The organism is Streptomyces sp. SudanB52_2052 (assembly GCF_964272415.1).
In the GTDB taxonomy this organism is placed as follows: domain Bacteria; phylum Actinomycetota; class Actinomycetes; order Streptomycetales; family Streptomycetaceae; genus Streptomyces; species Streptomyces olindensis.
The window spans coordinates 315,824-335,767 of the sequence record NZ_OZ186796.1 but is presented as its reverse complement, the minus strand read 5'-3'; the positions used below and the strand labels follow the sequence as shown (position 1 = coordinate 335,767).

At 72.2% G+C, this 19,944-nt stretch carries 18 protein-coding genes and 2 pseudogenes; 8 read left to right on the top strand and 12 right to left on the bottom strand.

Going from position 1 to position 19,944, the window contains the following annotated elements:
* Window positions 1–130: 130 nt before the first annotated feature.
* The 3 genes from ACSUPV_RS01585 to ACSUPV_RS01575 all read left to right on the top strand — a co-directional run bounded on the left by ACSUPV_RS01585 (window position 131) and on the right by ACSUPV_RS01575 (window position 3,851).
* The gene (locus ACSUPV_RS01585; protein WP_436946766.1) at window positions 131–1,624 is read left to right on the top strand and encodes a hypothetical protein; all 1,494 of its coding nucleotides are present in this window, start codon (window positions 131–133) and stop codon (window positions 1,622–1,624) included.
* A gap of 71 nt (window positions 1,625–1,695) precedes the next feature.
* Entirely contained in the window at window positions 1,696–2,544 is an 849-nt protein-coding gene (prcB, locus tag ACSUPV_RS01580; RefSeq protein ID WP_436946765.1) for a proteasome subunit beta, read from the top strand.
* 161 nt (window positions 2,545–2,705) lie between these two features.
* Window positions 2,706–3,851, top strand: coding sequence for a HoxN/HupN/NixA family nickel/cobalt transporter (locus tag ACSUPV_RS01575; RefSeq protein ID WP_436946764.1), 1,146 nt, complete (start codon window positions 2,706–2,708; stop codon window positions 3,849–3,851).
* Here ACSUPV_RS01575 and ACSUPV_RS01570 read toward each other — a convergent pair.
* Window positions 3,844–4,020, bottom strand: coding sequence for a hypothetical protein (locus tag ACSUPV_RS01570; RefSeq protein ID WP_359790477.1), 177 nt, complete (start codon window positions 4,018–4,020; stop codon window positions 3,844–3,846). The two genes, ACSUPV_RS01575 and ACSUPV_RS01570, sit on opposite strands and share 8 nt — an antisense overlap.
* A gap of 147 nt (window positions 4,021–4,167) precedes the next feature.
* Between ACSUPV_RS01570 and ACSUPV_RS01565 the strand changes: the two genes are divergently transcribed.
* On the top strand, window positions 4,168–4,653 hold the full coding sequence (locus tag ACSUPV_RS01565; RefSeq protein WP_031120386.1) for a DUF5709 domain-containing protein: 486 nt from the start codon (window positions 4,168–4,170) through the stop codon (window positions 4,651–4,653).
* 16 nt (window positions 4,654–4,669) lie between these two features.
* Here the strand turns inward: ACSUPV_RS01565 and ACSUPV_RS01560 are convergent, their stop codons facing one another.
* Both ACSUPV_RS01560 and ACSUPV_RS01555 read right to left on the bottom strand, forming a co-directional pair.
* Entirely contained in the window at window positions 4,670–4,873 is a 204-nt protein-coding gene (locus tag ACSUPV_RS01560; protein WP_037764046.1) for a hypothetical protein, read from the bottom strand.
* Between the two features lie 198 nt (window positions 4,874–5,071).
* Window positions 5,072–6,184 (bottom strand): PP2C family protein-serine/threonine phosphatase, encoded by a 1,113-nt coding sequence (locus tag ACSUPV_RS01555; RefSeq protein WP_436946763.1) that lies wholly within the window; start codon window positions 6,182–6,184, stop codon window positions 5,072–5,074.
* A 251-nt stretch (window positions 6,185–6,435) separates the two neighbouring features.
* Between ACSUPV_RS01555 and ACSUPV_RS01550 the strand changes: the two genes are divergently transcribed.
* A complete protein-coding gene (locus ACSUPV_RS01550; protein ID WP_436946762.1) occupies window positions 6,436–7,335 on the top strand; it encodes a GNAT family N-acetyltransferase in 900 nt (299 codons plus the stop codon).
* Between the two features lie 149 nt (window positions 7,336–7,484).
* Here ACSUPV_RS01550 and ACSUPV_RS01545 read toward each other — a convergent pair whose 3' ends face one another.
* The gene (locus ACSUPV_RS01545; RefSeq protein ID WP_031120381.1) at window positions 7,485–8,069 is read right to left on the bottom strand and encodes a TetR/AcrR family transcriptional regulator; all 585 of its coding nucleotides are present in this window, start codon (window positions 8,067–8,069) and stop codon (window positions 7,485–7,487) included.
* 140 nt (window positions 8,070–8,209) lie between these two features.
* On the opposite strand from ACSUPV_RS01545, the gene ACSUPV_RS01540 reads away from it, so the two are divergent.
* A complete protein-coding gene (locus ACSUPV_RS01540) occupies window positions 8,210–9,076 on the top strand; it encodes a class I SAM-dependent methyltransferase (RefSeq protein WP_037764034.1) in 867 nt (288 codons plus the stop codon).
* A 536-nt stretch (window positions 9,077–9,612) separates the two neighbouring features.
* Here ACSUPV_RS01540 and ACSUPV_RS01535 read toward each other — a convergent pair.
* Window positions 9,613–10,497: a Gfo/Idh/MocA family protein gene (locus ACSUPV_RS01535; RefSeq protein ID WP_436946761.1), complete on the bottom strand. Its 885-nt coding sequence runs from the start codon at window positions 10,495–10,497 to the stop codon at window positions 9,613–9,615.
* Between the two features lie 292 nt (window positions 10,498–10,789).
* On the opposite strand from ACSUPV_RS01535, the gene helR reads away from it, so the two are divergent.
* Window positions 10,790–12,949, top strand: coding sequence for an RNA polymerase recycling motor ATPase HelR (gene helR, locus ACSUPV_RS01530; protein ID WP_436946760.1), 2,160 nt, complete (start codon window positions 10,790–10,792; stop codon window positions 12,947–12,949).
* 29 nt (window positions 12,950–12,978) lie between these two features.
* Here the strand turns inward: helR and ACSUPV_RS01525 are convergent, their stop codons facing one another.
* From ACSUPV_RS01525 to iolC, 7 genes and pseudogenes are all read right to left on the bottom strand, one after another.
* Entirely contained in the window at window positions 12,979–13,848 is an 870-nt protein-coding gene (locus ACSUPV_RS01525; RefSeq protein ID WP_436946759.1) for a sugar phosphate isomerase/epimerase family protein, read from the bottom strand.
* Window positions 13,845–14,864 carry a Gfo/Idh/MocA family protein gene (locus ACSUPV_RS01520; protein WP_037764023.1) on the bottom strand — a complete coding sequence of 340 codons (1,020 nt, stop codon included), beginning with the start codon at window positions 14,862–14,864 and terminating at the stop codon, window positions 13,845–13,847. Before ACSUPV_RS01520 ends, ACSUPV_RS01525 begins: the two co-directional genes overlap by 4 nt.
* Before the next feature lie 20 nt (window positions 14,865–14,884).
* Window positions 14,885–16,324 (bottom strand): sugar porter family MFS transporter, encoded by a 1,440-nt coding sequence (locus tag ACSUPV_RS01515; protein ID WP_436946758.1) that lies wholly within the window; start codon window positions 16,322–16,324, stop codon window positions 14,885–14,887.
* A 9-nt stretch (window positions 16,325–16,333) separates the two neighbouring features.
* A complete protein-coding gene (locus ACSUPV_RS01510) occupies window positions 16,334–17,284 on the bottom strand; it encodes a TIM barrel protein (RefSeq protein WP_037764017.1) in 951 nt (316 codons plus the stop codon).
* 20 nt (window positions 17,285–17,304) lie between these two features.
* Window positions 17,305–17,583: pseudogene (locus tag ACSUPV_RS01505) on the bottom strand (aldehyde dehydrogenase family protein); the annotation flags it as partial.
* A pseudogene (locus ACSUPV_RS01500) lies at window positions 17,580–17,747 on the bottom strand (Cgl0159 family (beta/alpha)8-fold protein); the annotation flags it as partial. The pseudogenes ACSUPV_RS01500 and ACSUPV_RS01505, both read right to left, overlap by 4 nt.
* The gene (gene iolC, locus ACSUPV_RS01495) at window positions 17,737–18,690 is read right to left on the bottom strand and encodes a 5-dehydro-2-deoxygluconokinase (protein ID WP_436949864.1); all 954 of its coding nucleotides are present in this window, start codon (window positions 18,688–18,690) and stop codon (window positions 17,737–17,739) included. The pseudogene ACSUPV_RS01500 and the gene iolC, both read right to left, overlap by 11 nt.
* A 228-nt stretch (window positions 18,691–18,918) precedes the next feature.
* On the opposite strand from iolC, the gene ACSUPV_RS01490 reads away from it, so the two are divergent.
* Window positions 18,919–19,926 (top strand): LacI family DNA-binding transcriptional regulator, encoded by a 1,008-nt coding sequence (locus ACSUPV_RS01490; RefSeq protein ID WP_037764007.1) that lies wholly within the window; start codon window positions 18,919–18,921, stop codon window positions 19,924–19,926.
* Window positions 19,927–19,944: the final 18 nt, after the last annotated feature.

The following is a 19,944-nucleotide window of genomic DNA, read 5'->3' as shown; positions in this document are numbered from 1 at the left end:
TTGGCCGTATTCCACCCTGCATCGCCCCACCCCGCGGGTTAGTTTGGCCGTGTTTTCTGATCATCCGGCTTTCAGCCCGACGGGTGGGAGGTCGCAGCGGCCCTACGGCGCGTAGGGGAAGGAGTGGACGATGGCCGACGGCGGGAACGCCATCCTCGTCCGAATGCGAAGACGCGAGCAGACCGGCGTGAAGGGGACGGTGCGCAAGCGGCGCGTCGACCGGCCGCTCGCCGTGCTGGCCGGCGTCTTCACCCTCGCGCAACTCGCCCTCGTCCGGCCCCTGCTGGATCTCGGATGGGACGAGGTCGTCTACGTCAGCCAGGTCACCTCCCACACCCCGGCGGCCTTCTTCAGCGCGCCGCGCTCCCGGGGCGTCTCCCTGCTCGTGGCGCCCGTGGCGTCCTGGTCGTCGTCCGTCCCGCTGCTGCGCGTCTACCTCGCCCTGCTCTCCGGCCTCGCCCTCTACCTGGCCCTGCGCTGCTGGCGGGGCCTGTTCCCGACCCGTGTCCTGGTCGTCGGCGGCGCCTTCTTCGCCACCCTGTGGGTGACCCTCTTCTACGGCCCGCAGGCCATGCCCAACTACTGGGTCGCGATCGGTGGCCTGATCAGCGTGGGCTGCTTCCTGCGAGCCCGGGAGAAACGTTCCGCCCCGGCGGTCCTGTGGGGCGTCGCCGCAGGCGCCACGCTGATGGCGTTGATGCGGCCCGTGGACGCGGTGTACGTGACCGTGCCGCTGCTCGCCCTCGCGCTGCTCCGCCGTCACTGGCGCCTGCTCCTGGCGCTCGCGGCGGGCCTCGCGGCGGGTGCCGTCCCGTGGGTGATCGAGGCGTACCTGGGCCACGGCGGCCTGGGGCAGCGGCTGTCGGAGGCCTCGCGCATCCAGGGCGGACTCGGCTGGCAGATCGCCGTCGACGACCAGCTGCGCAGCCTGGGCGGCCGCGCCCTGTGCCGGCCGTGCATCGGGTCGATGCCCCACCCCGTGGTCACCGTCTGGTGGTTCGTCCTGCCCGTCCTGGCCGGTCTCGGCCTGGTCGTCGCCGCCCGCGCCCGGCGCCTGGGGCGGACCCTGATCCCGCTGGCCTGCGCGGCCACGGCCGCCCTGCCCTACCTGTTCATGATCGGCTACGCCGCGCCCCGCTTCCTCCAGCCCACCTACGCCCTGCTCGCGATCCCGGTCGCCGACGCCCTGTGGCACTTGGTCAAGACCCCCGGCGGGAAGTGGCGCCCGGTCGCCGCCGCGCTGGTCGCCCTCGGCCTGGCCGGGCACCTGGCGGTGCAGATCGCCGTCCTGGAACGCACCGTGGCCCGCAACACCGAGAACCGCCGCGACTGGGACCGCACCGCCGGGGAACTGCACCGCCTCGGCGTCCGCCCGCCCTGTCTGCTCACCGGGCACGAGGCCATCCCGATCGGCTACTACACCGGCTGCTCCTCGGGCGCGACCGCCGGCCACAACGAGAACACCACCCCCGGCGCCATCCTGCGCACCGCGCGGCGCCTCCCGGTCGCCCATCTCGCACCGGCCGGCGGCACACCGCCCGGGTACGCCCGCACCTGGCCCGTCCACCGGATCTCGGACCTGGACGTCCGCGTCGCACCGCCGGCACCCACCGGGACACGGTGACCCGACCCGCGTTTCCCGTCCGCCCCGTTCAGGTAGGACTCGCTCGACGGTCACGAACGAGGGGGAGCGGCATGGCGCCGGACGACCACGCGGGGCGGCTGGGGGAGGAGTTCTTCACTCCGGGCACCTCGTCCTTCACGGAGTTCCTGGCGGCCCACCGCCCGGAGTTGCTGAGCACCCGCCGCGTCCTCCCGGACGGCGTCCGCGCCGAGGGCGCCCCGCACGGCACGACCGTGCTGGCCCTCACCTACGGCGACGGCGTGCTGATCGCGGGGGACCGGCGGGCCACGATGGGCCACCTGATCGCGCAGCGGGACCTGGAGAAGGTGCACCCCGCCGACGACCACACCGCGGTCGCCTTCGCCGGCTCCGTCGGGCTCGCACTGGACCTGGTGAAGCTCTATCAGGTCGAGCTGAACCACTTCGAAAAGATCGAGGGCACCCCCATGACCCTCGCGGCGAAGGCGACCCGGCTGGCCACCATGATCCGGAGCAACCTGGGGCAGGCCATGCAGGGCCTCGCGGTCGTCCCGCTGCTCGCGGGCTACGATCCTGCGGCCCCCGAGGGCGGGCGGGGCCGCATCTTCGGCTTCGACGTCGCCGGCGGCCGCTACGAGAAGTACGGGTTCCACGCCGAGGGCTCCGGCTCGCCGTACGCCCGGGGCGCGCTGAAGAAGCTGTTCCGCCCCGGCCTGTCCCGGCGCGAGGCGACCCTGGCGGCTCTGCAGGCGCTTTACGACGCGGCCGACGACGACTCTGCGACCGGCGGCCCCGACCTCACGCGCCGCATCTACCCCGTCGTGTCCGTCATCACCGAGGACGGCTTCGAGCGGCTGTCCGAGGCGGAGACGGAGGAGCTCAGCCGGGAGATGGTCGAGCAGCGCCGCGGCCGGCCGGACGGACCGAACGCCGGGGTGTGACCCGCTCTCAGGGGCCCGGCTCCGGAGTTCTCGGTTCCGGAGTTTTCGGTTCCATGGACAAGACCTGCCACGGGCTTTACTGCACATCACTTGCAGGTGCCGGAGGATGACACAAGGCTGTTCACCGCAGCCGTCCGTCCGACAGAAAGACCCTCCCCTCGATGACGGCCGCCCCTGAGTCCACTCCGCCCCTCCCCGCCCGGCGCACGGCCCGGCACCGCGTCCGCACCTCCATGACGCGGCGGGAGTGGACCAGGGTCGGGGGGATGGCCGCGTTCATCGTGGCCCTGCACGTGATCGGCTGGTTCGTCCTCGTCGCGATCGTCGCCCCCGAGCACCACGCCATCGGCACCCGGACCTTCGGCGTCGGCATCGGCGTGACCGCGTACACGCTCGGCATGCGGCACGCCTTCGACGCGGACCACATCGCCGCCATCGACAACACCACCCGCAAGCTGATGGGCGAGGGACAGCGGCCGCTGTCGGTCGGCTTCTGGTTCTCCCTCGGCCACTCCAGCGTCGTCTTCGCCCTCGCCTTCCTGCTCACCCTCGGCGTGAAGGCCCTGGCCGGACCGGTCCGCGACGACGGCTCCGCCCTGCACGACGTCACCGGCCTGATCGGCACGACCGTCTCCGGGGCGTTCCTCTACCTCATCGCCGCCGTCAACCTCGTCATCCTCGCGGGCATCTGGAAGGTGTCCCGGGCCATGCGCGCGGGCCGCTACGACGAGGCCGCCCTGGAGGAGCAGCTCGACCACCGCGGCTTCATGAACCGCCTGCTGGGCCGTGTCACGAAGTCGGTGTCCCGGCCCTGGCAGATGTACCCGCTGGGCCTGCTGTTCGGTCTCGGCTTCGACACCGCCACCGAGATCGCCCTGCTCGTCCTGGCCGGCGACGGCGCCGCGTCCGGCCTGCCCTGGTACGCGATCCTGTGCCTGCCCGTCCTGTTCGCCGCCGGGATGTGCCTCCTGGACACCGTCGACGGCTCCTTCATGAACTTCGCCTACGGCTGGGCGTTCTCCAAGCCGGTGCGCAAGGTCTACTACAACCTCACGATCACCGGCCTGTCCGTCGCCGCGGCCCTCCTCATCGGCACGGTCGAACTCCTCGGCCTCCTCGCCGAGAGGCTCGGCCTGCACGGACCCTTCTGGAACTGGATCTCCGGCCTCGACCTCAACGTCCTCGGCTACGTCGTCGTCGCCCTGTTCTTCGCGACCTGGGCGGTGGCGCTGGTGGTGTGGAGGGTCGGACGCATCGAGGAGAAGTGGTCGGTGGACCCGGCCCGGCCGGGGAACGACGTCATCTGAGCGCCAGGGCGACGAACCAGGCGGCGACAGCCAACACCAGCAGGCCGGCGACCAAGGCGACCAGGGCCAGGCCGAGCAGCCCCGACACGCACCCGATGGCGGTCCAGCCGACCCGCTCCGCGCGCCGCGCCCGCCGGATCACGCCACCGTACGACTCCTGATCAGCCACGGCACCCTCCCTGGCGCGCAGTGTACGACCTGGGGCTTGGCGGCCGTCGAGGTTAGAGCCCCCGGAACGGGAAACGCGGAACGGACACGTGAGACGAACGAGTCGACGCAGCGCGACAGGGAGGCAGGAGTGATGGGCACGGAACCGATGCGCCCCGAACCGATGGCGGACGACGCGTACCAGCCCACCGGGAGCAACGAGGAGCAGGAGGACGCCGCGCCGCTGGACCTGCAGGACGCCGTCGACGAACGGACCTACGACGACACCCTCGACGAGGGCTACTCCCCGCCGGAGAAGCCCCTGGGCGTCACCAAGCACGGCACCACCGCCGCGGAGCAGCACGAGGGCGAGACCCTCGACGAACGGCTGTCCCAGGAGGTCCCCGACGTGTCCGCGGAACCGGCCGGGGACGGCGTGGGCGACACCCCCGAGGGCGACGGCGAACCGGTGGACCCGGAGGCGGGCAGCGCCCGTGCCGGCCGCCTGGTCGCCCCGGACGAGGGCGCCCACCCCGACACCACGAAGGAGACCGTCGCGTCCGACATGGGCATCGACGGCGGAGCGGCCGGCGCGGAGGAGGCCGCGGTGCACGTGGTGGAGGACGACAGCGCCCTGCCCGACGCGGACGAGTAGGGCCCCTGTCGGTCGGCTACGGCAGCAGCTTCTCCATCGCCGCGGGTCCCTCCGCCGCCAGCTTGCGCTTGGCCCACTCCAGATTGCGGGGGGTGAGGTCCTTGCCCGAGGCGAGGACGAGGTCCTCCGGCGACACGTCGGTGCCGGTGCGGGCGTGGAGCAGGCGGTCCGGGGTGGTGCGGTCCTCGGGCGGCCGGGACTGGGGCTGTGACGTCGACATGTTCTCTGCTCCTAGGGTCCGGATCGCTGGTGCGGCCCCGGTGCTGAAAAACGGGTCCGCTATCACCATTCCCCGCGCGAGCCCGGCGTGCATCCGGAGAGCGCGGACCGGCCGTCCGGGGGCCCGGACACCCCGTTCGGACGCCCACCGATGTCGCGTCGCCGTACTCCGGGTGACGGTGGAGGCTCGCCGGCGGCGTCAGGGCCCGCCCCGGGGACGGGGCGCGAGCACGAGCATCGTGACGTCGTCCCGTACGTCCGGGCTGTACCGGACGAGGTCGGCCCACACTCGCTCGGCCAGGGCGGCCGGGTCCTCGTGCGCGAGGTCCGGCAGCCGCTCGGCCAGCGGATAGAAGGCCCCGTCGGCGTCCCTGGCCTCGGTGACACCGTCGGAGGCGAGGAAGAGCCGGTCACCGGCGCGCAGCGGCACCGAGACGACCCGGGGCGGGGCGACCCCGGCGAGGCCCAGCCCGAGCGGAGTGCACGGCTCGACGTCCAGTTCGACGGCCCGCCCGTCCCGCAGCAGCAGCGGCCCGGACTGCCCGCACGCCACGATCCGCACCTGGCGCGCGTCGGTGGAGAAGTCGAGCAGCACCGCCGTGGCGAACAGCTCGGCATGCGGCTCGTCCGCGGAGTCCACCGCCATCCTCCGGTCGAGGCGGGCCGCCACCGCCTCCGGGTCCGGCTGGTCCAGCACCGCCTCCCGGAAGGCCCCCAGCAGCGACGCGACCGTGGCGACGGCCGACAGCCCGTGCCCCTGCACATCGCCCATGACCGCCCGTACGCCGTAGGGGCCCGCCCGCACGTCGAAGAAGTCGCCCCCGACCAGCGTCCCGCGTTGCGCGGCCCGGTACAGCCCCGCGCACCGCACCGGCCCGACCCGCTCCGGCAGCGGCGGCACGACCGCCCGCTGCGCGGCCTCGGCGACCGAGCGCTCGGTGACCAGCTGCGCGTCCCGCCTGCTGCGGACGAATGACAGCAGCACGCTCAGGACCGAGACGAAGCACACGGTCAGTAAATCCGTGGTGCCGGGCGCGTTGAGGTTGAAGACCGGGACGCTCAGCACGACCACCACCAGCGCGCCCAGCACCGCCGTGGCCGCCGGGCCGTGCGCCAGGACGGCCAGCGGCGGGATGGCGCCCAGCAGGAAGCCGATGTCGAGCGGCTCCGGGCTGATCAGCTCCGCCGCGCACACGCCCGCGAGCAGCGCGGTCGGCAGCACCCGCGCCCACACGGGCGGCGGTGCGCCGCGCAGCCAGCCGGGCCCGTCCCGGTCGGGGGCCCGGCGGAACCGGCCGCGCGCACTGCTCACACCACCACGCTGCTACGCCCGACGGTCCCCCGCACGCCGGGGCTCTCGAGGGCCACTTGAGCGCGGTCCGGAATTCCGTGGACGGGTGATCGGTGATCGCGTAACGTGTGGCGCGCCACGCCCGAGACCAGTGGAAGGAGGGCTGAGCCGTGCAGTTCACACCGTTCCCGCGCTCCCTCCCCCTTGTCCCGGCGTGCTGCGACTGACCGACCGGGAGCGCTCTTCGCAGTCTGCTTCTCGGAGGAATTCCCATGACCGATCCGGTCATCCACACGCTCGACGCGAGCGACGCCGCTCTCTTCGACACCATGCCCGACCCGCTGGGCGCCCGTGAGGGCCACCGGCTGACCCGGCACCGCCCCGACTGGAAGCGCGTGGCGCTGCGCGACGGCCGCGTCGTCGCCCGCGGCGCCTGGTGGGGCGGGCCCGACGACACCGAGCCCGTCAACCTCAACTGGTTCGACGTGGCGGAAGGCGAGGAGGAGGCGGGCGCCGCGCTCCTGCGCTCCGCCCCCTGGCAGGTCGAACTGGAGCTGAACCTGCCCGCGGGATGGCGCGACGACCCGGCCCTGCGCACCGCGGCCGAGACCCGCTTCACCGCCGCGCGCAAGGCCGGCTACGACCTCCTCGTCGAACGCCTCATGTACCGCTGGACCCCCGACCTCGGCCTGCCCGAGCGGCCCGGGCGCCTGGAGTTCCGCGCCGAACCGGACGACGCCGTGTTCTTCGACGCGCTGCGCCGCATCCACTCCGTCACCCTGGACGCCCACGCCCTCAAGGCCATCGAGGAGGGCGGACTCGACCGGGCGGCCCAGGAGGAACTCGACTTCTTCCACTGGTGCCCCTCGCCCCGCGAGTGGTGGCAGGTCGCGTACACCCCCGATGGCGAGCCGGCCGGCATCCACATCCCGGCCCACAACCCCTCCGGCCCGTGCATCGGCTTCATCGGCGTCCTGCCCGACCAGCGGGGCCGCGGCTACGCCTACGACCTCTTGGCCGAGTGCACCCACTTCCTCGCCGCGCAGGGCGCGGAGTTCGTCTCCGCCGCCACGGACCAGGGCAACTTCCCCATGGCCGCGAACTTCACCAAGGCCGGCTATCCCGTGGTCAGGGAACGCCTCAACTTCCATCCGGCGCGGGAAGGGGCCTGAGGCACACCTCGGCGGAGGAACCGAGCCGAGCGGCTGATCTGCCGACCGAAGACCTTCCGGGCCGCATGCACGCGGCCCGGACATGAGGGCGTACGTCTTTCACGGCACCGTGACGTTGCCGCCGTACGTCTCCGGCTGCGCTCCTGAAATCAGCCATCCACCAACGCGGTCACCAGGCGTGTCATGGGGGGCCGTGGGTCAGGCGCGCCCGGCCAGCTGGTCATCAGGAGGTGGTGGGCGGTGCCGACGATGGCCAGGGCCACCGTGCCCGGATCAACGGTCTCCGCCACCCGGCCGAGCCCCCGCTCGGCCCGCAGATAGCCGGTGATGGCCTCCTGGATCGCCGTGAAACCGGGCGCCCCGCCTTCCAGAGCCTCGCGGACGCGCAGCGCGGCGGCGGGGCGAGTCATGGCGAGGCTCGAGATGGCGGGGCCGCCGGAGTCGAACAGCGCGAGGGCGACGGCAACGAGGTTCCGTGCCACGGTGGCCTGTCCGGCGAGCTCCGACAGTTCCTGGGCCTTCGCCGCCGTCCGGGCGAACCGATCGAGGCAGAGCTCGGCCACGAACTCGTCGAACCCCGCGAAGTGCGCATGCAGCAGCCCCTTGGCGCAGCCCGCCTCTGTCGTGACGGACCGGCTGGTGAGCGCGCCGGGCCCCTCCCTTTCCACGACGCGCTCGGCCGCCGCGAACAGTCGCTCGCGTACGTCCGGCGTCGCCACTCCGCGCGGTGACATGGGCTCCTCTTCCGTTCCTCCTGCGCCGCCCTCAAAGGGACGCCACGCCCTGGATGGTAGCGGGGTATTGCCAGTATGGGCGTTCGCCCATACTGTTTGGGCACACGCCCATACTTCGTCGTCCGTCACAGGAGGCAGCCGTGCCCGACATCGTCAACACCGAACAGGCTCAGGCGTGGAACGGTCCCGAAGGAGCCCACTGGGCCCGCAACCAGGACCGCTGGAACGCGGTGAACGGGGGTTTCGACGAGCCGCTCCTCGACGCCGCCGGAATCACCCGGGACCACCGCACCCTCGACCTCGGCTGCGGCTCCGGGCAGACCACGCGCCTCGCCGCGCTCCGGGCGCCCCAAGGGCGGGCGCTGGGCCTTGACCTGTCCGGCCCGATGCTGGCCGAGGCCCGGTCCCGCGCGGAGCGAGAGGGCATCGCCAACGTCTCCTTCGTCCAAGGCGACGCGCAGACACACCCCTTTGAGGCGGGGGTGTTCGACGCGGCGATCAGCCGCTACGGGGTGATGTTCTTCGCCGACCCCGTGGCGGCGTTCGGCAACGTCGGCCGGGCGCTGCGACCCGGCGGGCGCCTGGCGTTCGTCTGCCCGGCCGATGCCACGCTCAACGACTGGGTGACGGCGATGGCGGCACTGAGCGACTTCCTGCCGGTCGGCGACTTCGGGCGGCCGGGGCTACCCGGCATGTTCTCCCTGGCCGCGCCGGACCGCATCCGCGACATCCTCACCGCGGCCGGCTTCACCGGCATCACCGTCGACCAGACGCAAGCCTGGGGAACCTGGGGACACGGAGCCGAGGACGCGGCGGAGTTCCTGCTGGACACGGGTCCCGGTCGCCACCTGATGGAACAGGCCGACACGACCGCACGGGCCCGCGCCCGCCGCACCCTGACGGACCATCTGCGCGACCACGAGGCGGCCGACGGCACGGTCCGGCTGCGCAGCACGTCGTGGCTGGTCATCGCGGATCGCCCGACCGATTCGTCGGACAGGCCCTAAGCCTGCTTCGAGGCGGGTTCCACGACGGTGAGGCCCCGGCGCCGCGGCTCACGTACAGCCGGGTGTCGCCGTACCGTTACTCAAGGCGGCGATAGCAGAAGGCCGACCTCATCGTCACCGACCTCAAGCCGTTCACCGACGACGACCCCAAGGGCCCCGGCTTCTCCGCCGCCGCCCTCCTCCGGTACGGCACCGGCTCGCTCAGCGGCAACTACCTGATCACCGGCCTCGGCGTGTCGCTGGGCATGGCCGCCCTGAGTCTGATGCTCGGCAACCCGCTCTCCGGCTTCGCCGGCGGACCGCACTGGCTGCCCGACGGCTGGTCCACCGTCGGACAGGTCCTCCCGCCCGGAGCTGACCCTCGCCGCCTGGGCGCTGCTCGGCATGGCGCTGACGTTCATCGCCTACCGACGCGCCACCAGGACCACTTGAGTACGGGCCAGGGCAAGGCACTTCGGGCCGTCACGGGGGCTTGGAACACGCACTGAGGACCGCCACGTCGACCTCGGGCTGCCGCGGGATCCGAACGTCAGACCCTAGCGAGCGGCGCCGTTCAACACGTCCTCGGCCGCCGTGAGGATCTCCGTGACCCGGAGGCCGAACGCCGCGTCGCAGGCGTGCGGGCGGCCGGTGCGGGCGGCGGTGAGCAGGGCGTCCGCCGCGCGCTTCAGGGCGGGGACCGCTCCGTCGGCGCTCTCCGGCAGGACCGCGATCCCGGCCTCCCCGTGGAGCTCCACGGCGGCGCCGGACGCGGCGGGCGGTGCCGTCAGGCTCAGCGTGAGCGTGCTCGACGCGCCGCCCGCGTGGTCGAGGACGACATGGGCCGTGTCCCCGGGCCCGTAGGCCGCCGCCGTCACACGGCGCACGTCGCCGAGCACCGGCAGCAGCACGGACAGGGCATGCGGCCCGACGTCCCACAGCGCGCCCTTCTCCCGCCGCCACGGCGTCGCGAAGGGACTCTCACTGGTGAACACCGCCCCGAGCCACTGCGCCCGCCCGGTGAACCAGCCGGGCACCGCCGCCTGCTCGGCGATCCACGTCGCCGGCTCGGGCTGGAAGCGGGTCGTGAAGAACACGACCGAGGCGACACCGGCCTCCTCGACGGCCTGCACCACGGCCCGCCCCTGCTCCACCGTCGGCGCGAGCGGCTTGTCGAGCAGCAGATGGCACCCGGCCCGGGCCGCCCGCGCGGCCAGCGAGGCCTGCACGTCCGGAGGCAGCGCGACGGCGACCGCGTCGACGTCGGCGAACAGCTCGTCCACGTTGTCGTAGGCGCGGACGCCGTGCCGCTCGGCCAGCTCCTTGACCGCCTCGGGGCGGCGGCCCCACACGCCGACGAAGTCCAACTCCTCATGCCCGCCCAGTGCGGGGGCGTGGGCCAGCTGTGCCCACGGGCCGGTGCCGAGCAGTCCTATGCGCATGCCGCCGCCTCTCCACGGTGCCGGAAACCGCCGCGGCCGGTTCCCGCCGACCGCTCGGCGAAGAGCGTGTCACACGGACCCGGCGGCCGGGAGCCCGGGCCGGGATCAGGGGCGACGGGCGAGCAGGAAACACGAAAGGCAAGGAGAAAGGCGGGGAAAAAGAAGAAAGGCAAGGAGCGCTCTCCTTGCCACTCTCAACTTATAGCGCACAGGGGGCCTTGCGGCAAGGCCCCCCGTCTCCCGCACACTGTCGTTCCTCACCCCCCACGACCTGCGGAAACGGGAGCATGACGTGACCCCTGTGACCACGAGCGCGTTCGACCTTCCCGACCGCCTCGCCCACAAAGCCACCCCCGCGCTGATCGCCGGGGACGAGCGGCACTTCGCCGCCGTCGCCGACTGCCTGGAGCAGTCGATCGCCGAACTGTCCGACCGTCTCGAAGCCGAACGCAAGGCGCCCGGCGGCAAGGGGCGGCAGGCGATGGACCGGGACGCCGAGATCCACCGGCTCACCGCGCGCCTGCGCGCCCTGCGCCGCTTCGGACTGGACCTGTGCCTCGGGCACATGGTCGCCGCGGACGGCTCCGAGCCCGTGTACGTGGGGCGCCTCGGCCTCACGGACGGCGAGGGGCGCCGGCTGCTGGTCGACTGGCGCTCCCCGGCCGCCGAGCCGTTCTTCGGAGCCACCCACGCCGACCCGATGGGGTTGGCGAGCCGCCGCCGCTACCGCTGGACCGACGGCCGGATCAGCGACTACTGGGACGAGGTGTTCACCGCCGACGCCTTCGACGGGCACGCCGCGCTCGACTACCAGTCCGCCTTCATCGCCAGCCTGGGCAGCGACCGTTCACCCCGCATGCGGGACGTGCTCGGCACCATCCAGGCCGACCAGGACGCCATCATCCGCGCCGGCTCCCGCGGCGCCCTCGTCGTCGACGGCGGTCCCGGCACGGGCAAGACCGTCGTCGCCCTGCACCGCTCCGCCTACCTCCTGTACTCCGACCCGCGCCTCGGACAGCACCGCCGGGGCGGCGTGCTGTTCGTCGGCCCGCACCGGCCCTACCTGTCCTACGTCTCCGACGTCCTGCCCAGCCTCGGCGAGGAGGGCGTGCAGACCTGCGTCCTGCGGGACCTCGTCGACGAGGGAGCCACCGCGGGGGAGGAGACCGACCCGGACGTGGCCCGGCTGAAGTCGTCCGCGGACATGGTGCGGGCGATCGAGAAGGCCGTCCGCTTCTACGAGGAACCGCCCACCGAGGCCATGACGGTCACGACCCACTGGTCCGACATCCGGCTGACCGCCGCCGACTGGGCCGTGGCGTTCGAGGCGGCGGAACCCGGCACCCCGCACAACGAGGCCCGCGACCAGATCTGGGAGGAACTGCTCACCCTCCTCGTCGACAAGCACGAGGGCGACGTCCCCGAAGCCCTGCTCCGCAAGGCGCTGTCCCAGGACCGGGAGTTGCTCGGTGCCTTCCACCGGGCCTGGCCGGTCCTCGAGGCGACCGACCTCGTCGGGGACCTCTGGTCGGTACCGGCCTATCTGCGGATGTGCGCTCCCTGGCTCACCCGCGAGGAGGTGCGCACGCTGCAGCGCGACGACCCCCGGGCCTGGACGGTGTCCGACCTGCCCCTGTTGGACGCGGCACGGCAGCGGCTCGGCGACCCGGAAGCGTCCCGGCGCGAGCGACGGCGCGAGGCCGCCGTCGCCGCCCAGCGCGCGCACATGGCCGACGTCATCGACGACCTGCTGGAAGCCCACAGCTACGACGACGGCGAAGGCGTGCTGGTCATGCTGCACGGCCAGGACATGCGCAACTCCCTGGTCGACGACAGCGCCCTGCCCACCGCCGACCCGGACCGGCTCGCCGGGCCGTTCGCGCACATCGTCGTGGACGAGGCCCAGGAACTGACCGACGCCGAGTGGCAGATGCTGCTGCTGCGCTGCCCGTCCCGCAGCTTCACCATCGTCGGGGACCGCGCCCAGGCCCGGCACGGCTTCACGGAGTCGTGGCGGGAACGGCTGGAGCGGGTCGGGTTCGACCGGATCGACCTGGCGTCCCTGAGCGTCAACTACCGGACGCCCGAGGAGATCATGGCGGAGGCCGAGCCGGTCATCCGGGCCGCGCTCCCGGACGCCAACGTCCCCGTCTCCATCCGCAGCGGCGGCGTCCCCGTCGTCCACGGACCCGTCTCGGACCTGCACCGGGTCCTCGACGCCTGGCTGGCCGCACACGCCGAAGGGACCGCCTGCGTCATCGGCGATCCCTCGTTCCGGCCGGCTTCCCCGCGCGTACGGTCGCTGACCCCTCGGCTGTCGAAGGGGCTGGAGTTCGACCTGGTCGTGCTCGTCGACCCGGAGCGCTTCGGCACGGGCGTCGAAGGGGCGGTCGACCACTACGTGGCGATGACCCGGGCGACGCGGGAGCTCGTGATCCTCACGAGCTCCTGACGCCCGCCCGGGCCGAGGGCGGCAGCCCGCTACGCGACGAGTTCCTTGCGGATGCGGTCCAGCATGAACGCCGACGACTCCTTCGCCCGCTCCTCCCAGGCGAAGACGCAGGCCGTGGCGACACCGTCGAAGCCCAGCTCGCGCAGGGTGCCGAAGAAGGCGTCCCAGTCGACCTCGCCCTGACCGATGTCGAGGTGCTGGTGGATCCGGGCCGGGGTGCCCGGCGGGTTCAGGATGTAGCGCAGCCCGCTGGAGCCCTTGTGGTTGAAGGAGTCCGCGATGTGCACGTGCTGGAGCTTGTCACCGGCGTAGCGCATCATCGCCGCGATGTCCGCACCGACCTCCGAGGCCCCGGAGAGGTGGAAGGAGTGCGGGGCGCAGTACAGGTAGTTCACCCACGGCTTGTTGATCGCGCGCACGAGATCGACGGCCGGGGTGTTCTCCTCGCAGAAGTCGTCCGGATGGGCCTCCAGGTTCAGAGCGATGCCTTCGTGCTCGAACACCGGCAGCAGCTCCTCCAGCGAGCGCCAGAACGCGGCCTCGCTCTCGGCGGCCCGCTCGGGGCGGCCGTTGAACTCCGAGTTCATCAGCGGGCATTCGAGCTCGACGGTGATCTCGATCATCCGCTTCCAGTAGCGGACGGCCGCCTGCCGCTCGGTCTCGTCCGGCGAGGACCACTTGTACAGCGGCAGCACCGAGGACAGCTGGACGCCGTGAGTGCGCAGCGCGTTCTTCAGCTCGGCCACCCGGGCGTCGTCCGCCCGCGGGTGCAGGAAGAACGGCATGAAGTCCGCACGCGGCGACAACTCGATGTACTCGTAGCCCAGTTCGGCGACCGTGCGCACCATCTCGTCGATCGGCAGGGCACGGAACATGTACGGGTCGAGGGCGATCTTCACGCGGTCCCTCCGTAGAACGCGGGGCGGGGCTTCATGTCGGTGGTGACGGTCTCGCCGCCGGACTCCAGGGACCGGACGGCGGCGTCGGTGATGACGGTGGCGGCGTAGCCGTCCCAGGCGGACGGGCCGGTGGGCTGCGTGCCGGCCGCCACCGAGGCGACCCACTCGCGGAACTCGGTGTCGAAGGCCTCCGCGAACCGGTCCTTCCAGTCCTGCAGCACTCCCGTGCCGTGCCGGGCCGCCGTGCGGATCCCGACGGCCGCCGGGTCGGGCAGTCGCACCAGGCCGTCCTCGCCGACGACCTCGCACTGGATGTCGTAGCCGTACTGGCAGTTGACGAAGACCTCCAGGTCGATCCGGACGCCCGCGGACGTCTCGAAGATCATGATCTGGGGGTCCTTCAGGTGCGCGAAGCGCTTGCTCGTGGCGCGCGGGGTGACCACCTGGGCGGAGACGATCTCGTCGTCGAGCAGCCAGCGCAGCACGTCGATCTCGTGCACGGCCGTGTCCTGGGCGGCCATGGCGGAGTGGTACGACTCCGGCACGGTCGGGTTGCGGTGGGCGCAGTGCACGATCAGCGGGGCCCCGAGCGAACCGGTGGACAGGACCTCCTTCATCTGCCGGTAGCCGGGGTCGAAGCGGCGCATGAAACCGACCTGCACCAGCCGGAGGCCGTGCGCCCGCTCGGCCTCGACGATCCGCAGACAATCCTCGGCGGTCGTGGCCAGCGGCTTCTCGCAGAACACCGGCTTGCCGGCGGCGATCGCGTTCAGGACGTGCTCGGCGTGCGTGGGTCCCCAGGAGGTGACGAGGACGGCGTCCACGTCGGGGGAGGCGACCAGGTCGGCGCCGGTGGGCAGCGCCGTGGCACCGGTCCGGGCCGCCACCTCGGCGGCGCGCCCGGCGTCGATGTCGGTCACGGCCGTGACACTCGCCCCGGTGACGACCTCGGTGAGCCGCCGGATGTGGTCCTGGCCGATCATTCCGGCGCCGATGACGCCTACACGTACGGTCATGATGACTCCTTGCAAGGTGGTCAGGAGAAGCGCGTCCGCAGCTCGGCCTCGAGGGTTTCGAGGGTGCGGCCCTTGGTCTCGGGGACGTACAGCTTCACGAAGGTGAGGGACAGCACGCCCGCCACCACGAACAGGAAGAACGTGTTGGAGATCCCGATCCCGGAGACCAGGGACGGGAAGACCAGCCCGATCACGAAGTTGGTCAGCCACAGCACCACGGCCGCCACACCCATGCCGAAGCCGCGCATCCGCATCGGGAAGATCTCCGACAGCATCAGCCAGGTCACCGGCGAGATCGCGCCCTGCTGGAAGGCGAGGAACGTGACCGTCATGGCGAGCACCGCGAACGCCCGCGGATCACCGGAGGGCAGCACCAGCGAGAAGACCCCGATCAGCAACAGGGCCGCCGTGGTGCCGATCTGACCGGTCATCAGCATCGGTCGGCGCGGCACACGGCCCAGCAGCCAGATGCCGACGAACGTGGCCAGCACCGAGATCACGCCGTTGGCGATGTTCGCCGTCAGCGCGCTGTCGGCGGCGAAGCCGGCGTCCGTCAGGATCTGCGTGCCGTAGTACATGATCGTGTTGACGCCGGTGATCTGCTGCACGATCGCGATGCCGAACCCGACGAACATCAGCTTGCGCACCCACGGCGTGCTCTTGATGTCCTGCCAGCCGCCCAGCTTCTCCTGCTCGTCCTTGACGGCGAGCGCGGTGACCTCCTTCAGCTCGGCCTCGGCCCGGGCCTGCGACCGCACCTGGCGCAGGACTTCGAGGGCCTCGCCGAAGCGGCTCTGCGAGGCCAGCCAGCGCGGACTCTCCGGCATCACCAGCATGCCGAACCACAGCACCACGGCCGGCAGCGTGGCGATGACCAGCATCCAGCGCCACACGCCACCGGACTCGCCGCCGACCTGGGCGATGATCGCGTTGGACGTGAACGCGAGCAGCTGACCGGTGACGATCATCAGCTCGTTGCGGGTGACGAGGGCGCCGCGCCGCTCGGCGGGCGACACCTCCGCGAGGTAGACCGGCACGGTCACCGAGGCACCGCCGACCGCGAGACCGAGCACGAACCGTGCCACGATCATCACCTCGGTGGTCGGCGCGAGCGTGCAGCCGAGCGCGCCGACGAAGAACAGCACCGCCAGCAGCAGGATGTTGCGCCGCCTGCCGCGCGCGTCCGACAGCCGCCCGCCGGTCACCGCGCCCAGCGCGGCACCCAGCAGCAGCGAGCTGGTGACCATGCCCTCGGTGACCGGGGTCAGTCCGAGGTCGTCGGTCATGTAAGGCAGGGCGCCGTTGATGACGCCCGTGTCGTAGCCGAAGAGCAGACCACCGAACGTGGCGATGATCGTGATCAGCCGCAGCCGCCGCTTCACCGCCGGCGGGGCGTCGTCCGCGACGGCGGTGGCGGGGGTGGGGATGGGGGCCGGTGTCGTGTCGTCCCTGACGTCCATGGCCGCTCCTTACCTGTCGATGTTCGGGCGCCGGGTACCCGACAGGCCGCAGCCGGCCAGGTACTCGCGGGTGCCGGCCGCGATGGGCAGCGGCACCTCCGGGGCGCACGGGTACAGGTCCTGCTCGACGATCACGAACAACTCCGCGTCGAGCTTGGCGAGTTCGCCGACCACCTCGGCCGGATCGGGCACCCCCGCCGGCGGCGACACGCACACTCCGCGCTTCACGGCCTCACCGAAGGACAGGTCCTCGGCCGCGACCTGCGCCAGGATCTCCGGGTCCATCTGCTTGATGTGCACATAGCCGACCCGCTCACCGAACCGGCGGATCAGATCGAGGTTGTCCCCGCCGCCGTACGCCACATGCCCCGTGTCCAGGCACAGGTTGGTGTACCGGCCGTCGGACTCGTTCAGCAGCCGCTCGATCTCCGCCTGCGTCTGGATGTGGCTGTCGGCGTGCGGATGGACCACCAGCCGTACGTCGTACTCCTCCAGCAGCAGCTTGCCCAGCCGGTCGGCGGCCCGGCCGAACCCCGCCCACTGCTCGGCGGTCAGTTCGGGGGATTCGGTGAACGCGCCCGTCTTCTCGTCCCGGTACATCGGCGGGATGAAGACCAGGTGGTGCGCTCCCGCGGCGGCGGTCAGCGCAGCGACCTGCCGGACGTGGGCCAGCATCTCGTCCCACGCCTCGGGGCGGTGCAGCGCGCCGAACGCGGTACCGCCGGAGACCTTCAGACCCCGCGCGTCCAACTCGGCCTTCAGCCGCTGCGGGTCGGTGGGCAGATAGCCGTACGGGCCGAGCTCCAGCCACTCGTAGCCGGCCTGCACCAGCTCGTCGAGGAAGCGGGTGTACGGGACCTGGTGCTCGTCCTCGGGGAACCAGACGCCCCAGGAGTCGGGGGCGGAGCCGAGGCACAGGTTGCCGACGGTGGTGCGGATCGGGGGAGGCGCCGTTGCCATGGTGCGTGTCCTTTGGGGAGAGGGACGGGGAGGTCAGTTGGAACGACCTTGGGGCGGGTGTAGAAGCGGATGCCCTCGGGGCCGTGGACGGGGGAGTCGCCGATGAGGGAGTCCTTCCAGCCGCCGAAGGAGCAGTAGGACATCGGCACGGGCACCGGCACGTTGACGCCGATCATGCCGACGTGGACGTTGCGCTGGAACCGGCGGGCGGCTTCGCCGGAGCCGGTGAACAGGGCGGTGCCGTTGCCGTAGGGGTTGGCGTTGATGAGGTCGATGGCCTGGTCGAGCGTGTCGCGCCGACCCCGTTGGCGCCGCGCGCCGGGTGATCCGCGGCGATGATCATCGCCTTGCCGTGCTCACCGAGCGGCGAGGCGGCTCTGACGCGCCGCGCGGCGGCCGCCGCGACCGCCCCGGGGTCCGTCACCCGTGTGTCAACGATCCGGGTGATCTTCTCAGACGGCATGGTTCACCTCACGCAGCTTGGCCTCGACCTCGTCCTGGGCGGGCATGGCGTCGGAGCAGGACAGCCGGCCCGCGACGAGGGCGCCCGCGGCGTTGGCGAAGGTGACCGTGCGCCGGGTGTCCCAGCCGGACAGCAGGCCGTGACACAGCGCCCCGCCGAAGGCGTCACCCGCGCCCAGGCCGTTGACCACCTCGACCGGATCCGGCGGAACCTCCACCGCCGTGCCGTCCCGGCCCATGGCCAGCACGCCCTTCGGGCCCTGCTTGACCACCGCCAGCTCCACCCCGGCCGCGAGGAGCGCCTTCGCGGCGGCGTGCGGGTCGCGCTCACCGGTGGCGACCTCGCATTCGTCGAGGTTGCCGACGGCGACGGTGGTGTGGCGCAGTGCTTCCGTGTAGTACGTGCGGGCCTGGTCGGCGTCGGTCCAGAACATCGGCCGCCAGTCCAGGTCGAACACCGTCGCGCCCGCCTTCGCCCGGTGGGCCAGCGCGGCCAGCGTCGCCGAGCGGCTGGGCTCCTCGCTCAGGCCCGTCCCGGTGACCCAGAAGATCCGCGCCTCGCGCACCGCCCCCAGATCCAGCTCCTCGGGCCGGATGTCCAGGTCCGGGGCCTTGGGGAGCCGGTAGAAGTACAGCGGGAAGTCGTCCGGCGGGAAGATCTCGCAGAACGTCACCGGCGTCGGCGCGATCCCCGAGACCCCGACGAACCGCGCGTCGACGCCGTACCCCTCCAGGGCCGTGCGCACGACGTCCCCGAACGGATCCCGCCCCGTCTTGGTGACCACGGCCGCCGAACGGCCGTAACGGGCGGCGGCCACCGCGACGTTGGTCGGACTGCCGCCGAGGTACTTGCCGAACGAGGTGACCTCCGCCAGCCCCACGCCCGTCTGGAGCGGATACACATCCACTCCCACGCGGCCCATGGTCAGCACATCGAACGGCATCACGCTGCGTTTCCCCTCTCTGTCGCGCTCTACTAGCGCGCTCTAGTTCGAGTACGATGACCCCTGTCCAAATGTCATGTCAATAGCTTGTTGCCGGGAGATTGCAGGATCCCCTGTACGAGGATCCGAACGGATCCCGCACGGCTCCCCGAGCGGGACACCCCGTAAGGTGGGCGGCGTCGGAGGGTGGGTTCACAGGTGGATGCATCGGGCAGGCAGCGGCCCACGATGGCGGACGTCGCCGAGAAGGCGGGCGTGTCCCGCGCGCTCGTCTCGATCATCTTCCGCAACCAGGCGGGCGCCAGCCGGGAGACCCGGGAACGGGTCCTGCGCGTGGCCGACGAGATCGGCTACCGCCCGGACAGCGCCGCCCGGCTCCTGGCCCGGGGCCGCAGCCGCACGCTCGGCGTGATGTTCACCGTGCACCAGACTTTCCACACGGACCTCATCACCGGCATCTACCCCGAGGCCGAACGCCTCGGCTACGACGTGCTGCTCTCCGGGGCCACCCACGGCCGCAGCGAGGCCAAGGCCGTCGAGGCGCTGCTCAGCCACCGCTGTGAGGCGGTGATCCTGCTCGGCCCGGACGCCGCGCCCGCCTACCTCGACGAGCTCGGGCAGCGCACGGTCGCCGTCTCGGTCAGCCGCCGGGTGCCCCAGGCCCGGGTCGACTTCGTGCACTCCGCCGAGGCCAAGGGCGTCCGGCAGGCCATGGACCACCTGGTGGAGCTGGGGCACCGCAGGATCGTGCACATCGACGGCGGACGCGGCCCCGGCTCGGCGGAGCGGCGGCGCGCCTACCGGGCCGCGATGCGCCGCCACGGGCTGGAGGACGAGGCGAGGGTGATTCCCGGTCACCACACCGAGGAGTCCGGCATCGAGACGGGCTGCCTGCTCCTGGCCGAGCGTGACGCCGGCCGGCCGCTGCCGACGGCGGTCCTCGCCGGCAACGACCGCTGCGCGATGGGCCTGCTGATGGCCCTCACCCGCGCGGGCGTCGAGGTGCCGCGCGACCTGTCCGTCGTCGGCTACGACGACAGCCACCTCTCGCACCTGATGCCGATCGGCCTGACCACCGTCCGCCAGGACGCGGTCCTCATGGCCGAGCACGCCGTCCGCTTCGCCGTCGAGCGGCTGGAGAACGGGGAGCTGCAGCCGCGGGAGGCGGTGCTGGATCCCAAGCTGGTGGTGCGGGGCACCAGTGGGCCGGTCCCGAAGGCGGCGGGACCGGCCTGACGCGCCGCCCGGCCCCCG

What these genes read in the sequence shown, in the direction of transcription:
- ACSUPV_RS01585 (WP_436946766.1), top strand. Translation starts at nt 131, where the DNA reads ATGGCCGACGGCGGGAACGCCATCCTCGTCCGAATGCGAAGACGCGAG.
- prcB (WP_436946765.1), top strand. Translation starts at nt 1,696, where the DNA reads ATGGCGCCGGACGACCACGCGGGGCGGCTGGGGGAGGAGTTCTTCACT.
- ACSUPV_RS01575 (WP_436946764.1), top strand. Translation starts at nt 2,706, where the DNA reads ATGACGGCCGCCCCTGAGTCCACTCCGCCCCTCCCCGCCCGGCGCACG.
- ACSUPV_RS01565 (WP_031120386.1), top strand. Translation starts at nt 4,168, where the DNA reads ATGCGCCCCGAACCGATGGCGGACGACGCGTACCAGCCCACCGGGAGC.
- ACSUPV_RS01560 (WP_037764046.1), bottom strand. Translation starts at nt 4,873, where the DNA reads ATGTCGACGTCACAGCCCCAGTCCCGGCCGCCCGAGGACCGCACCACC.
- ACSUPV_RS01550 (WP_436946762.1), top strand. Translation starts at nt 6,436, where the DNA reads ATGACCGATCCGGTCATCCACACGCTCGACGCGAGCGACGCCGCTCTC.
- ACSUPV_RS01545 (WP_031120381.1), bottom strand. Translation starts at nt 8,069, where the DNA reads ATGTCACCGCGCGGAGTGGCGACGCCGGACGTACGCGAGCGACTGTTC.
- ACSUPV_RS01535 (WP_436946761.1), bottom strand. Translation starts at nt 10,497, where the DNA reads ATGCGCATAGGACTGCTCGGCACCGGCCCGTGGGCACAGCTGGCCCAC.
- ACSUPV_RS01520 (WP_037764023.1), bottom strand. Translation starts at nt 14,864, where the DNA reads ATGACCGTACGTGTAGGCGTCATCGGCGCCGGAATGATCGGCCAGGAC.
- ACSUPV_RS01515 (WP_436946758.1), bottom strand. Translation starts at nt 16,324, where the DNA reads ATGGACGTCAGGGACGACACGACACCGGCCCCCATCCCCACCCCCGCC.
- ACSUPV_RS01510 (WP_037764017.1), bottom strand. Translation starts at nt 17,284, where the DNA reads ATGGCAACGGCGCCTCCCCCGATCCGCACCACCGTCGGCAACCTGTGC.
- iolC (WP_436949864.1), bottom strand. Translation starts at nt 18,690, where the DNA reads ATGCCGTTCGATGTGCTGACCATGGGCCGCGTGGGAGTGGATGTGTAT.
- ACSUPV_RS01490 (WP_037764007.1), top strand. Translation starts at nt 18,919, where the DNA reads ATGGCGGACGTCGCCGAGAAGGCGGGCGTGTCCCGCGCGCTCGTCTCG.